A 13814-nucleotide genomic window follows, 5' to 3' on the forward strand; every position below is an offset into this window, starting at 1 on the left:
GCCCAAGCTCCTGGTCCCCGCCAACACCATTAGACATGGGCATTCAATGGACACACGAAACATTTTCCTGAAACGCCACGAACAAAGCTTCATCCATCGGGGCTTTACCCTTCCCGATATCCCCCGAATGCTTTATCCGGCTTTCGTGAGGAACAAGGGTTTTCGCCCCGTGCGGGCCCGTTATTCCACGGTCAGGAGGATGGTGCGGACCGGCCGGAGGCGGCGGCGAGGCGGACGAGTTCGGCGGCGGCGCCGGGGAGGCGCGTCCGCCTGCGCCAGACCGCCAGCAGCGGCCGGCGCAGGTCGAACCCCGCGACGGGGACCTCGACCAGCCGCCCCTCGCGGAGCTCGGCCGCGACCGCGAGCGCGCTGAGCACCGCCGGGGCGGCGCCGGCCTCCACCGCCACCTTCACCGCGGCGTTGGAGGACAGCTCCAGCGCGGGCGGGACGGTGACCCGCCCGGCCATGACGCGGTCGAGGGCGGAGCGCGTGCCCGACCCCGGCTCCCGCACCACCAGCGGGGTGGCCGCGAGATCGGCGAAGCGCAGATGGACCGGGTGACGCGCCCAGGGATGACGGGTCCCCACCACCACGATGAGGCGGTCGTAGGCGACGTACCGGGTGCTCAGCCCCCGCGGCAGGAACGGCGACTCGATGAAGCCCACGTCGATCTCGCCGTCCCGCGCCAGCCGGCAGACCATGTCCGAGTTGACCACGCGCGGCCTCACCTCGACGCCGGGCAGGGTACGGCGGAGCGCGGCCAGCCAGCCCGGCATGAGGTATTCGGCGATCGTCATGCTCGCCGCCACCCGCACGAGCGCGTCGCGTTCCCGGCGGAGGGCCCGGACGCTCGCCAGCAGACCGTCCGCCGCGGCCAGCGCCACCCGGGCCTGGTCGGCGACGATCCGGCCCTGCGGAGTGAGGTGGGAGCCGGTCGTCGAGCGGCGCAGCAGGGTCAGACCCAGCTCCCGCTCCAGGGTGTCGAGCCGGCGGCTGGCGGACGCCTGGGTGATGCCGTGCAGCCGGGCCGCCTTGCCGACGCTGCCCTGCTCGGCGACCAGGAGCAGGAGTTCGAGGCTCGCCAGGTCGGGCCATCGCGCGTTGCTCATGCGGTCACCGTATGACCTGCCACGAAATCGGTGGCTACCGGACCAACATCACACCTGGCAGAAATGCGGACATGACCCTGTCCACCGCGCCGGCACCCGCCACCGGCATCCGCCCCCTCCTGCCCGGCCTCGCCGTGTCGGCCGCCGGTGTCGCGGCGGCCACCGGGATCAACGCCCTGCTGCCCACCGTGAGCCCGCTGATGGCGGCGGTCGTGCTCGGCGCCCTCATGGCGAACCTCGGAGCGTGCCCGGCGGTCCTGCGGCCCGGCCTCGCGTTCGCCTCCAGACGGCTGCTCCGGCTCGGCGTCGTGCTCCTCGGCGCGCAGCTCGCCGTACGGGACGTCCTCGCGCTCGGTCTTCCGGTGGTGCTGCTGGTGGTGGCGACGGTCGCCGTCGCCTTCTCCGGCACGTGGTGGCTCGGACGCCGGCTCGGGCTGGGCCGCGACCTCTCACTGCTGGTGGCCACCGGCTTCGCCATCTGCGGCGCGGCCGCGGTCGCCGCGATGAACGGGGTGGCCGACGGCGAGGAGGAGGACGTCATGACCGCGATCGCCCTCGTCACCCTGTTCGGCTCCGTCTGCATCGTCGCCCTTCCGCTGCTCCAGGGAGTCCTGCGCCTTCCCGCGGAGGGCTTCGGCGTCTGGAGCGGGGCGAGCGTGCACGAGGTGGCCCAGGTGGTGGCCACGGCGCAGACGGCCGGTACGGCGGCGCTCGCGACGGCCGTGGTCGTCAAGCTGACCCGGGTCGTGCTGCTCGCCCCGCTCATCGCCGGCGTCAGCGTCCTGCGCCGCCGTACGGCCGGGCCCCGGACGGGCGGGAAGCCGCCCATCGTCCCCCTCTTCGTGGCCGGCTTCCTCGCGATGGTCGCGCTGCGCAGCCTCGGCGCCCTGCCCACCGCCTGGCTGGCGCCGCTCAAGACGGCCGAGACCCTGCTGTTCACCGCCGCGCTGTTCGCCATGGGAACCGCGGTCAACCTGCGGGCGCTGACGCGCACCGGCCGCCGGGCCGTCGTGCTCGGCGCCCTGTCGACGGTCCTCATCTCGCTGGTGGCGCTCGGCGGCGTGATGGTCCTCACACCCGGGGCGTGACCGGCCCGGGGTGGGCCGGGATGAGCGGGGATGGGCGGAGAGGCGCGGTCCGGGCACCCCGGCGGGGCGCACCGGACGGGAGACCCTGTTCACCGGCGGGAACCGCCGGTGAACAGGGGCGAAGCGCGGGCTTCTCAGCTCCGGTCATCCGCGAGCGGATCGCGGATCAGCAGCACGCGGCGTTGTAGCCGGTGTAGCCGACGTAGCCGGGGTAGTACGAGGGGGCGCAGACGCCCCCGACGAGGGCCGTGCCGCCCCAGTAGCCGCCGACGACCGGCGGACCCCAGTAGCCCACGGGGCGGACGAACCCACCCCAGGGACGGACGAAGCCGGCGCCGGGCGGGAAGAAGCCCCCGACGGGACGGACGAACCCGCCACCGGGGACGCCCCAACCGGGGCCGCCCGCCGTGAAACCAGCCTGGGTGAGGCCGGTCGGACGGGCCGGGGCGGTGACGGCCGCCGAGGCGGCGACCGGCGCCGCGACGGCGAGCGTGGCACAGACGGAACCGGCCAGAAGGAGCCGGCGGATCACAGTCATATGACCTCCTGTCCACTCACTGTCACTATCTGTGACGATCGCCAGGTTATCGAACCGTTGATCACGGAGCTGGACGCGAGTGGGTCAACGGTCGGCAATCAATGACGGGGTCGCGGGCGCGTGAGCGCGGCGCCGGAGGGCCCGCTCGGCGGCGTCGGCCCGCCGGGGCCCCGGGCCCGCGGGGAGCGCGGGCCTGGGCCGTGCGGCGGACGCCGTCCGGGCGCGCATACCATGCAGCGGTGGAAGTTCTGGAGCCGGAGGAGTGGCGGGCCCGGGCGGCGGCCTACGAGCGGCGCGTCGAGGCGTGGGTTGCGCCGCACCTGGCGCGCAGGTCGCGGGGCGAGGCCCACCCGGTCGAGGACTTCCTGTTCACCTACTACGGGCACCGGCCCGGACGGCTGCGGCGCTGGCACCCGGGCGCGGATGTGCTGCTCAGGGGCGCGCGCGACCTCGGCCGCGACTACGTCGACACCCCCGAGGGGGCGACGCTCGACGTGGCGGCGCTGATGGACCGGCGCGGATCCTCCGTCGAGTGGATCGCGCGGCTGCTGGCCGCCACCGCGTCGCGGCCGGCGTTCCTCGGCTGCTTCGGCCTGCACGAGTGGGCGATGGTCTACCGGGCGGAGGAGGTACGGCACGGCGCCTGGCCGCTGCGGCTGCCCGGGGAGGAGATCGCGCGGATCGTGGAGCAGCGCGGGGTGCGGTGCAGCCACTACGACGCGTTCCGCTTCTTCACTCCCGAGGCGCGCCCGCTGAACGCGCTGCAGCCCACGCGGGAACGGCAGCCGGAGCTGGAGCAGCCGGGCTGCCTGCACGCCAACATGGACCTGTACAAGTGGGCCTACAAGCTGTCGCCGCTGGTCTGCGGGGAGCTGGTCGCCGACTGCTTCGAGCTGGCCCGCGACGTCCGCGCCGTGGACATGCGGGCCAGCCCGTACGACCTGGGCCGGCTGGGCTACCGGCCCATCCGGATCGAGACGGCCGAAGGCCGGGCCGAGTACGCCGCCGAGCAGCGGGGGTTCGCCGAGCGGGCCCGGCCGCTGCGCCGCCGCCTGCTGGACGCCTGCGAACGGCTGATGGCCGGCGCCGCCCGCATCTGACTTCTCTGACTCCGCGCGCCCGGACGGCCGATGCCGGCCGTACGTGAGACCGGGTCCCGCCGGCCAGGGTGGGCCGTCCGGGGCCGGGGTCAGGAGCCGCCCGGGTGGCCGCGGGCGCGGCGGGTGCGACTGTCACCGGCCAGCGCGACCGCGGTGTTGACGATCGACACGTGGCTGTAGGCCTGCGGGAAGTTGCCGAGCTGGCGGTGGTGGACGGCGTCGTACTCCTCGGCGAGGAGGCCGACGTCGTTGCGGACCGCGAGCAGCCGGTCGAACAGCTCCCGGGCCTCCTCCCGGCGGCCGAGCAGGGCCAGCGCGTCGGCCAGCCAGAAGGAGCAGGCGAGGAAGGCCCCCTCGCCCCCGAGCAGGCCGTCCACGTCCCCGGTGCCGGAACGGTAGCGATGGACGAAGCCGTCCTCGCACAGCTCGCGCCGTACCGCGTCCACCGTCCCGGCGACGCGGGGGTCGTCGAGCGGCAGGAAGCCGAGCCTGGGGATGAGCAGCAGCGCGGCGTCCAGGCCCGTCGAGCCGTAGTACTGGGTGAAGGTGTTGCGGCCGGGGTCGTAGCCGCGGGCGCAGACGTCCCGGTGGATCTCCTCGCGCAGCGCCCGCCAGCGGTCCGCGGGGCCCTCGCGGCCGTGGTTCTCGACGGCGGAGATCATGCGGTCCGCCGCGACCCACGCGAGGATCTTGGAGTGGACGAAGTCGCGGCGCGGGCCGCGCGTCTCCCACAGCCCGTTGTCGGGCTTGCGCCAGGCGCCCTCCAGGTAGTCCATGAGGACGAGCTGGAGGTCCCACGCGTCGTCGTTCGGCCTGAGCCCGGCGTCGCGCGCCAGCTCCAGGCAGTCCATGATCTCGCCGTAGACGTCGAGCTGGAACTGGGCGGAGGCGGCGTTGCCGATCCGCACCGGCTGCGCCCCCTCGTAGCCGGCCAGCCAGTCGGGGTTCCACTCCGGGATCCGGCGGCCGCCGTCGAGGGTGTACATGGTCTGGAGGTCGGCGGGCTCGCCGGCGACGGCCCGCAGCAGCCAGTCGCGCCAGGCGGTGGCCTCGTCGTCGTACCCGGCGTGCATCAGCGCCTGCAGGGTGAAGGTCGCGTCCCGCAGCCAGCTGTAGCGGTAGTCCCAGTTGCGGGTGCCGCCGGGCCGCTCGGGCAGGGAGGTGGTGGGGGCGGCGACCAGGCCCCCGGTGGGGGCGTAGGTCAGCGCCTTGAGGGTGAGGAGGCTGCGCCGGACGGCCTCGCCGTACTCCCCGTCGTAGCGGCAGTCCGAAAGCCAGTGGGTCCACATCCGCTCGGTGGCGGTCAGGGACTCCTCGGCGTCGGTCCGGTCGGGGCGGGGCAGCCACGACTCCCGCCAGGTCAGCACGAACGGCACCCGGTCCCCGGCGGAGACGGTGAAGGCGGCGGTGGTCCGGTGGGCCTTCTTGTCGGGGCACAGCGGGATGGGGCACTGGAGCCAGGCGGCGTCCGGGCCGGCCACGACGGCGAGCCGGCCGCCCTCGTGGCGGAGCCAGGGCACGACGCGGCCGTAGTCGAAGCGCAACGTCAGCTCGGTGCGCATCTCGACCCGGCCGCGGACGCCCTCGACGACGCGCACCAGGTCGGGCGCCTCTCCGCGGGCCGGCATGAAGTCCACGACGCGCACGCACCCGTCCGGGGAGTCCCACGTCGTCTCCAGCACCAGCGTGTCGCCGCGGTAGCGGCGTCCGGTGCAGGTCTCCCGGCCGGCCGGCGCCAGCAGCCAGCGTCCGGCGCGCGGGCCGTCCAGCAGCGCGGCGAAGCAGGCCCCGGAGTCGAAGCGCGGCAGGCACAGCCAGTCCACCGAACCGTCCCGCCCGACCAGGGCGGCGGTGTGCATGTCGCCGACCAGCGCGTAGTCCTCGATCCGCATCCCGTGCCTCCTGCCGGTCCGTCCCGTGCCGCCTTCTGGTCTGTCCCGCGTCCCCGCCGGTCTCCGGTGGCCTTCCCGGTCAGGCGACGCGGTGGCCGGCGGCGCCGGGCCGCAGGGTCAGGCCGTGGCCGGGAGTGTCGGCTCGGGGGCGCGCGGTCCCCCCGGCGGGGTCGGCGGCGCCGTCGAACAGCTCGGCCTCGATGCGCGCGTGGTCGTGGAACCACTCGACGTGGCGCAGGCCGGGGGTGGCCGCGGCGGCGGGCAGGTGCAGGTTGGGCGCGCAGTGCGCGGACACCTCCAGATGGTGCCCGGCGGCGATCGCAGCGGCGCCGAACCAGCCGGTGTAGCCGCCGCAGCGGGTGGCGTCGATCTGCAGGCAGTCCACGGCGCCCGCCTGGCACATCCGGGTGAAGTAGGTCAGGTCGCTCCCGTACTCGCCGGCGGCGACGTCGGCGCCGATCCGCTCGCGCACGAGGCGCAGCCCGGCCAGGTCGTCGGAGGAGACCGGCTCCTCGAACCAGCTCACGCCCTGGCCGTCGAGGAGGGAGGCCAGCCGTACGGCCTGCTTGGCGGTGTAGCCGCCGTTGGCGTCGACGTACAGCTCGGTGCCGGGGCCGACGGCCTCGCGGGCGACGGCGACGCGGTGCAGGTCGCGGCCGGGGGCGGTGCCGCGGGACTCACCAATCTTGATCTTCACGCGGGGGATGCCCAGCTCGTGCGCCCAGTGCCGGAGCTGCGCGCGGGTGGTGTCGTCGTCGTAGGTGGTGAACCCGCCCGACCCGTAGACCGGCACGTCCGGGCGGGCGGCGCCGAACAGGCGGGTGAGCGGCGTGCCCAGCAGCCGGGCCTTGAGGTCCCACAGGGCGACGTCCACCGCGGAGATCGCGTATCCGGCGATCCCGGGGCGGCCGGCGTTGCGCGCCCGGCGGGTCATCGCCGTCCAGGCCGCGGGGATGTCCACCGCGTCGGCGCCGGCCACCGTACCGGCCAGGACCTCGGTGACGAAGACCGCGGCGGCCGCGGGCGCGTAGGTCCAGCCGGTGCCGGTTGTGTTCTCCGCGTCGGCCTCCACCACCACCAGCGTCGTCGCGTCCCAGGCCAGGGTGCCGTCCGCCTCCGGGCGGTCGGTCGGCACCCGGTAGGCCGCGGCGCGTATCTCCTTGATCGCCGTCATCACGCCTCCCCCTCTGTAGCCTCCCGCCGGAAGCCGGGCCGCCATATCCCCGGGACATTTGATCAACGGCAAATCTCGGCAAAAGGCGAGACTTTCCATTCGGCGAACGTTTGGCGGCACCCGCCCGGCGCACGCTCGCATGTATGACCGACATCGCCTCCGAAGTGCTCATCGAACGACTGGCCGCCTGGGGAGTCGACACCGTCTTCGGCCTGCCCGGCGACGGCATCAACGGGATCATGGAAGGGTTGCGCCGCCACACCGACCGGGTCCGGTTCGTCCTCGTGCACCACGAGGAGGCCGCCGCGTTCATGGCGACCGCCCACGCCAAGGCGACCGGGCGCATCGGGGTCTGCCTGGCGACCTCCGGGCCCGGCGGCATCCATCTGCTCAACGGCCTCTACGACGCCAAGCTCGACCACCAGCCCGTGCTGGCGATCACCGGCATGCAGGAGACCAGCGTGCTGGGCACCGGTTACCAGCAGGAGGTCCACCTCGACCGGCTGTACGCCGATCTCGCCGAATACAACCTCGTCGTGGACAACCCGGCGCAGCTTCCCGGGGTGGTGGACCTCGCGATCCGCACCGCCTACGCCCGGCGCGGCGTCGCCCACCTGTGCCTGCCCAACGACGTGCAGGTGGCCCCGGCCGACGCCGACCCCTACCAGCACGTCGCCCCGGCGCGGCCCCCGGCGACCGCGCCGATCTACCTGCCCGCGCCCGGCATGCCGCGCCCCGAGGACCTGGAGGCCGCCGCCCGGGTGCTCAACGCCGGCGAGCGGGTGGCGATCCTGGCCGGGGCCGGCGCCCTGCACGCGCGGGAGGAGGTGCTGGCCGTCGCCGACGTCCTGGGCGCCCCGGTGATCAAGACGCTGCCCGGCAAGGCCGTCATCCCCGACGACTCGCCCTACGCGGTCGGCGGGATCGGCCTGCTGGGCACCAGGCCCGGGGAGGACCTCGTCGAGGACTGCGACACTCTGTTCATGGTCGGCACCAACTTCCCCTACACCAAGCACCTGCCCGAGCCGGGCAAGGTCCGCGTGGTGCAGATCGAGGCCGACCCGACGCGGGCCGGCGTGCGCATGCCGACCCAGGTGCCGATGATCGGCGACGCGAAGGAGGGGCTGGCCGCGCTGCTGCCGCTGCTGAGGCGCAAGAACGACCGGGGCCACCTGGAGAAGTACCGGCGGGCGATGGACCGCTGGCGCGCCGACATGGCGGCCCTGGAGTCGCCCGACCGCGACCCGATCGCCCCGCAGTACCTGATGGGCTGCGTGGACCGGGCCGCGGCCGACGACGCGATCCTCACCTGCGACTCCGGCACGATCGCCACCTGGGCGGCACGGCACTGGACGATCCGGGGCGACCGGCGGTTCTACCTGTCGGGCAACCTCGCCACGATGGCGCCCGGCCTGCCGTACGCGATCGCGATGCAGCACGCCTTCCCCGGCCGGCAGGTGATCGCGTTCGTCGGCGACGGCGGCTTCGCGATGCTGATGGCCGAGTTCCTCACCGCCGCGCAGCACCGGCTGCCGATCAAAGTCGTGATCAACAACAACAACGCCCTCGGCCAGATCCTGTGGGAGCAGATGGTGCTCGGCTACCCCGAGCACGGCGTGCGGTTCGCCGAGCCGGCCTCCGACTTCTCCGCCTGGGCGCGCTCCTGCGGCGCCTACGGCCGCAAGGTGAAGGCCCCCGGCGACGTCGAGGAGGCCGTACGGCAGGCGCTCGCGCACGACGGCCCCGCCCTGGTGGACGTGGACGTCAACCCGAACGAGCCGCCGATGCCCGGCAAGGTCGGCCACGACCAGGCGATCAAGTTCGCCGAGGCGTTCCTCAGGGGGCAGCCGCACCGGGCGGCGATCGCCACCACCCTGTTCAAGGACAAGATCTCCCAACTGGGGAGGTGAGCGCGATGAGCCCGGTCATCCCGGTTCCGGCGCCGGTCACGGCCCGCCCGGCCCAGCCGTACGTGCGGGTGCGCGACCTGGAGCGCGACCTGACCGCCCGGGTGGACGGCGAGGTGCGGTTCGACCCCGGCAGCCGCGGCGCCTACTCCACCGACGGCTCCAACTACCGGCAGGTGCCGCTGGGCGTGGTGGTGCCCCGCACGGTCGAGGCCGCCGCCGAGGCGATCGCGGTCTGCCGGGAGCACGGGGCGCCCGTCACCTCGCGGGGCGGTGGAACCAGCCTGGCCGGGCAGACCTGCAACGTCGCCGTGGTGATCGACTGGTCGAAGTACTGCGACCGCCTCGTTTCCGTGGACGCCGACGCCCGGACCTGCGTCGTCGAGCCGGGGATCGTGCTCGACGTCCTCAACGCGCGGCTGGCGCCGACGGGGCTGATGTTCGGGCCCCGGCCCTCCACGCACTCCCAGTGCACGCTCGGCGGGATGATCGGCAACAACTCCTGCGGATCGACCGCGCAGGCGTACGGCAAGACCGCCGACAACGTCAGCCGCCTGGAGGTCCTCACCTACGACGGCACGCGGATGTGGGTCGGCGCGACCGATGACGAGGAGTACGCGCGGATCCTCGCCGGGGGCGGCCGGCGGGCGGAGATCTACCGCGAGCTGCGGGAGATCGTCGCCGCCGACGCCGGGGAGATCCGCCGCCGCTTCCCCGACATCCCGCGGCGGGTGTCGGGCTACAATATCGACCAGCTCCTGCCCGGCGGGGACTTCCACCTGGCCAGGGCGCTGGTCGGCTCCGAGGGAACGCTGGTCGCCGTACTGCGGGCCGAGCTGTGCCTGGTGCCGGCCCCGGCCGCCGAGAGCCTCGTCCTGCTCGGCTACCACGACATCATCGCCGCCGCCGACGCGGTGCCGCGCATCGCCGCCCACCGTCCGCTGCAGCTGGAGGGCGTGGACGACAAGCTGATCGACTACGAACGGCGCAAGGGCATGCATCCCGACGCCGTGAAGCGGCTGCCCGAGGGCGGCGGCTGGCTGATGGTGTCCTTCGGCGCCGGCTCCCAGCGCGAGGCCGACGAGCGGGCCCGCGCCCTCACCCACGACCTCGGCGGCACCGAGCACGAGCCGCACGTCGCCTTCTTCGACGACGAGAGGACCGAGAAGCAGCTGTGGGAGCTCCGCGAGTCCGGGCTGGGAGCCACCGCGCGCGTCCCCGGCATGCACGAGACGTGGGAGGGCTGGGAGGACTCGGCCGTGCCACCGGAACGGCTCGGCGGCTACCTGCGGGACCTGCGCGGGCTCCTGGAGGAGCACGGGTACGGCGCCGCCTCGCTGTACGGGCACTTCGGGCAGGGCTGCGTGCACACCCGCATCCCGTTCGACCTGGTCACCGCCGACGGCATCGCCGCCTTCACCTCCTTCCTCGGCCGGGCCGCCGACCTGGTCGTCTCCTACGGCGGGTCGCTGTCGGGGGAGCACGGCGACGGGCAGGCGCGCGGGCAGCTGCTGCCCAGGATGTTCGGCGACACGGTCATGGCGGCGTTCGGCCGGGTCAAGGCGGTGTTCGACCCCGGCGACCGGATGAACCCGGGGAAGATCGTCGCCCCCTACCGGGTGGACGAGAACCTGCGGCTGGGCACCGGCTGGACCCCGGCCGACCCGCGCGTCCACTTCGGCTACCCCGAAGACGACGGAAGCTTCCAGCGCGCCGTCATGCGCTGCGTCGGCGTCGGCCAGTGCCGCAGGCACGACGGCGGCGTCATGTGCCCCTCCTACCGCGCCACCCGCGAGGAGGAGCACTCCACCCGGGGCCGCGCCCGGCTGCTGTTCGAGATGCTCGGCGGCCACGCCGACTCGCCGGTCGGCGACGGCTGGCGCTCCGAGGCCGTACGGGACGCCCTCGACCTGTGCCTGGCGTGCAAGGGCTGCAAGCACGACTGCCCGATGAACGTCGACATGGCCACCTACAAGGCCGAGTTCCTCTCCCACCACTACGCCCGCAGGCTCCGCCCGGCCGCCCACTACTCGATGGGCTGGCTGCCGCTGTGGGCGCGCCTGGCCGCGCTCGCCCCGCGGGCGGCCAACGCGCTGGCCCACGGGCCCGGCACGGCGGCGCTGCTCAAACGGCTGGGCGGCGTGGATCCGGCCAGGACCCTGCCGGCCTTCGCCGGCGCCCGCTTCAGCGACTGGTACCGGCGGCGCGGCCCGCGCGGTAGCGGGGAGCGCGGGCCGGTGCTGCTGTGGCCCGACACCTTCACCGACAACTTCGCCCCGCGGATCGGCCGCGCCGCGGTGGACGTCCTGGAGGAGGCCGGATACCGCGTCCTCGTCCCGCCCCGCACGCTGTGCTGCGGACTGACCTGGATCTCCACCGGCCAGCTCGGCGTGGCCCGGCGGGTGCTGCGCCGTACCGTGCGCGCGCTCACCCCGCTGCTGCGCCGCGGCGTGCCGATCCTCGCGCTGGAGCCGAGCTGCGCCTCCGTGTTCCGCGACGACGCCGCCGGGCTGTTCCCGCACGACCGGGACGTGGCCCGGCTGGCGGAGCAGACCCGCACGCTGGCCGAGCTGCTCACCGGCGCCGAGGGGTGGGAGCCGCCGCGGATCGGCGGGACGGCGGTCTCCCAGCCGCACTGCCACCACCACTCGGTACTCGGCTACGACACCGACCGCCGCCTGCTGGAACGCGCCGGGGTCCGTCTCGACGTGGTCGGCGGCTGCTGCGGCCTCGCCGGGGACTTCGGCTTCACCGCCGGCCACCACGAGGTGTCGATGGCCTGCGCCGAGCAGGAGCTGCTTCCCGCCGTGCGCGCGGCCGGGCCGGACACGCTGGTCCTCGCCGACGGGTTCAGCTGCCGGACCCAGCTCGAACAGGCCGGGACCGGCCGCCGGGCGCTGCACCTGGCGGAGGTCCTCGCCGCCGCCGGGCGGGACCGGGCCGAGGGGACACGGGCGGACGGGTCCGGGACGCGTGCGGACCAGGCGGGAGCGGACGCGACGCGGGCGGGGGCGGACGGGACACGGCCGGTTCGCGGCGGGAGGTGAGAACCGTGGAGCACGGGGAACTCACCACGTCGGTGACCGTCGCGGGCCGCGACCCCGGGACCGGAGAGGACGCGCCGCGCGGGCGGTCACCCGAGGCCGCACCCGCCGGGAGCCCCCGGCGTCCGCGACCGGCGGCCCACCCGAGAAAGGCGCGATGAACACCGACGAAGCCCGCGACACCGCCGCCGGACCCCGGAACGGCCTGGCCGAGGAGGCCTGGCGGGTCGAGGAGGCGTCGCTCGCCCTGGTGGAGATGACGCTCAACGCCGTCGCCGAGGACAGCGACCTGTCGGTCACCCAGCTGCGCGTGCTGCTGGCGGTCGACCGGCACGGCCCCCTCAACCTCAGCGCGCTCGCCGCCCACCTCGCCGTGTCGGTCTCCGCCGCCGGCCGGCTGGTCGCCCGGCTCGACGACGCCGGGCTGCTCACCCGCCTGCTGTCCCCGCACAGCCGCCGTGAGATCAGCATCGACGTCACCGCGGCCGGCCGCCGGGCCATCGGTCACCTGCGCGCCGCCCGCCGCCGCCGTATCGCCGCCGCGCTGACCCGCCTGCCGCCCGGCACCCGGCGGGCGCTCGCCGGAGCCCTCACCGAGTTCACCGCCGCCGCACGGACCGGCGAGGAACCCGACGCCGCATGGACCGGCGAGGAGCCCGCCGCGCGGACCGACGAGGAACCCGGCGCCGCATGGACCGGCGAGGAGCCCGCCGCGCGGACCGATGAGGAACCCGGCGCCGGGCACGCCTCGGACCCGCCGTACACCGACCGGACCACCAGGAGGAACCAGTGACCACGCGCGCCCTGACCGTCGTACCGCAGCGGAAGGACTCGCTGGCGGTGACCGACGTCCCCGACCCCGAGCCCGGCGAGAACGACCTCCTCGTGGACGCGCTCGCCCTCGGGGTGTGCGGGACCGACCGGGAGATCGCGGCCGGCGACTACGGCACGGCGCCGACCGGCCGGGACCGCCTCGTGATCGGCCACGAGTCCCTGGGCCGCGTACGGCGGGCACCGGACGGCAGCGGCTTCTCCGAGGGGGACCTCGTGGTCGGCGTGGTGCGGCGCCCCGACCCGGTGCCCTGCGGCGCGTGCGCGCGCGGCCAGTTCGACATGTGCCGCAACGGCCGCTACACCGAACGCGGCATCAAGGATCTCGACGGCTACGGCAGCCGATCCTGGACCGTGGAGACCGACTACGCGGTCAAGCTCGACCCGGACCTCGGCGAGGTCGGCGTGCTGATGGAGCCGACCAGCGTGGTCGCCAAGGCGTGGGAGCAGGTCGAGAAGGTCGGCGGCCGGTCGTGGTTCGAGCCGGAGACGGTGCTGGTCACCGGCGCGGGGCCGATCGGGCTGCTGGCCGCGCTGCTGGGCGTGCAGCGCGGCCTGGACGTCCACGTCCTGGACGTGGTCACCGAGGGACCCAAGCCGCGGCTCGTGGCCGACCTCGGGGCCACCTACCACTCCGGTGACCTCTCCGACGCGGCCGCCGCCGTCAAGCCCGACATCGTGATCGAGGCGACCGGGGTCAGCCGGGTCGTCTTCGACGCCATCACCGCCACGGTGCCCTACGGCATCGTCTGCCTGACGGGCGTCTCCCCGTCCGGGCGGCGGCTGACGGTCGACGCGGGCGGCCTGAACCGGGAGATCGTCCTGGAGAACGACGCCGTGATCGGGTCCGTCAACGCCAACCTCGACCACTACGCCGCCGCCGTCGAGGCGCTGGCCAAGGCCGACCGCGACTGGCTCGGCCGGCTCATCACCCGGCGGGTGCCGCTGGAGCGGTTCGCGGAGGCGTTCACCGCCGAACCCGACGACGTCAAGGTGGTCATCACCTTCGAGGACTGATCCGGGCATGCCGCACGGGCCGGGCACGCCCGGGTCCGGAGGCCGCCCGGTGGCACGGCCGGGGTGCCACCGGGCGGGGACACGGCGCGGACGGTGTGCCGTCAGCGGGCGGTG

At 74.5% G+C, this 13814-nt stretch carries 10 protein-coding genes; 6 read left to right on the forward strand and 4 right to left on the reverse strand.

The window, feature by feature from the left end; all coding sequences use genetic code 11:
- Positions 1 to 191: 191 nt before the first annotated feature.
- Positions 192 to 1109, reverse strand: coding sequence for a LysR family transcriptional regulator (locus ACQP10_RS37170; RefSeq protein WP_346018383.1), 918 nt, complete (start codon positions 1107 to 1109; stop codon positions 192 to 194).
- Between the two features lie 11 nt (positions 1110 to 1120).
- Between ACQP10_RS37170 and ACQP10_RS37175 the strand changes: the two genes are divergently transcribed.
- A complete protein-coding gene (locus tag ACQP10_RS37175) occupies positions 1121 to 2197 on the forward strand; it encodes a YeiH family protein (RefSeq protein WP_433540596.1) in 1077 nt (358 codons plus the stop codon).
- Positions 2198 to 2363: 166 nt separating this feature from the next.
- On the opposite strand, the gene ACQP10_RS37180 is transcribed toward ACQP10_RS37175, so the two are convergent.
- The gene (locus tag ACQP10_RS37180; protein ID WP_179821860.1) at positions 2364 to 2735 is read right to left on the reverse strand and encodes a hypothetical protein; all 372 of its coding nucleotides are present in this window, start codon (positions 2733 to 2735) and stop codon (positions 2364 to 2366) included.
- Positions 2736 to 2974: 239 nt separating this feature from the next.
- On the opposite strand from ACQP10_RS37180, the gene ACQP10_RS37185 reads away from it, so the two are divergent.
- Positions 2975 to 3835 carry a 3-methyladenine DNA glycosylase gene (locus tag ACQP10_RS37185; protein ID WP_346018381.1) on the forward strand — a complete coding sequence of 287 codons (861 nt, stop codon included), beginning with the start codon at positions 2975 to 2977 and terminating at the stop codon, positions 3833 to 3835.
- 89 nt (positions 3836 to 3924) lie between these two features.
- Here the strand turns inward: ACQP10_RS37185 and ACQP10_RS37190 are convergent, their stop codons facing one another.
- A complete protein-coding gene (locus ACQP10_RS37190) occupies positions 3925 to 5727 on the reverse strand; it encodes a glycoside hydrolase family 15 protein (RefSeq protein ID WP_346018380.1) in 1803 nt (600 codons plus the stop codon).
- Positions 5728 to 5806: 79 nt separating this feature from the next.
- The gene (locus tag ACQP10_RS37195) at positions 5807 to 6901 is read right to left on the reverse strand and encodes an enolase C-terminal domain-like protein (RefSeq protein ID WP_433540597.1); all 1095 of its coding nucleotides are present in this window, start codon (positions 6899 to 6901) and stop codon (positions 5807 to 5809) included.
- A 143-nt stretch (positions 6902 to 7044) separates the two neighbouring features.
- On the opposite strand from ACQP10_RS37195, the gene ACQP10_RS37200 reads away from it, so the two are divergent.
- From ACQP10_RS37200 to ACQP10_RS37215, 4 genes are all read left to right on the forward strand, one after another.
- Complete coding sequence (locus ACQP10_RS37200) at positions 7045 to 8811, forward strand: thiamine pyrophosphate-dependent enzyme (protein WP_390002785.1); 1767 nt, start codon at positions 7045 to 7047, stop codon at positions 8809 to 8811.
- Positions 8812 to 8816: 5 nt separating this feature from the next.
- The gene (locus tag ACQP10_RS37205; RefSeq protein WP_433540598.1) at positions 8817 to 11855 is read left to right on the forward strand and encodes an FAD-binding and (Fe-S)-binding domain-containing protein; all 3039 of its coding nucleotides are present in this window, start codon (positions 8817 to 8819) and stop codon (positions 11853 to 11855) included.
- 154 nt (positions 11856 to 12009) lie between these two features.
- Complete coding sequence (locus ACQP10_RS37210) at positions 12010 to 12645, forward strand: MarR family winged helix-turn-helix transcriptional regulator (protein ID WP_433540599.1); 636 nt, start codon at positions 12010 to 12012, stop codon at positions 12643 to 12645.
- Positions 12642 to 13700, forward strand: coding sequence for a glucose 1-dehydrogenase (locus ACQP10_RS37215; RefSeq protein WP_433540600.1), 1059 nt, complete (start codon positions 12642 to 12644; stop codon positions 13698 to 13700). The genes ACQP10_RS37210 and ACQP10_RS37215 overlap by 4 nt, the downstream gene beginning before the upstream one ends.
- Positions 13701 to 13814 lie beyond the last annotated feature (114 nt).

Source organism: Streptosporangium sandarakinum, from assembly GCF_050942225.1.
GTDB lineage: Bacteria > Actinomycetota > Actinomycetes > Streptosporangiales > Streptosporangiaceae > Streptosporangium > Streptosporangium nondiastaticum.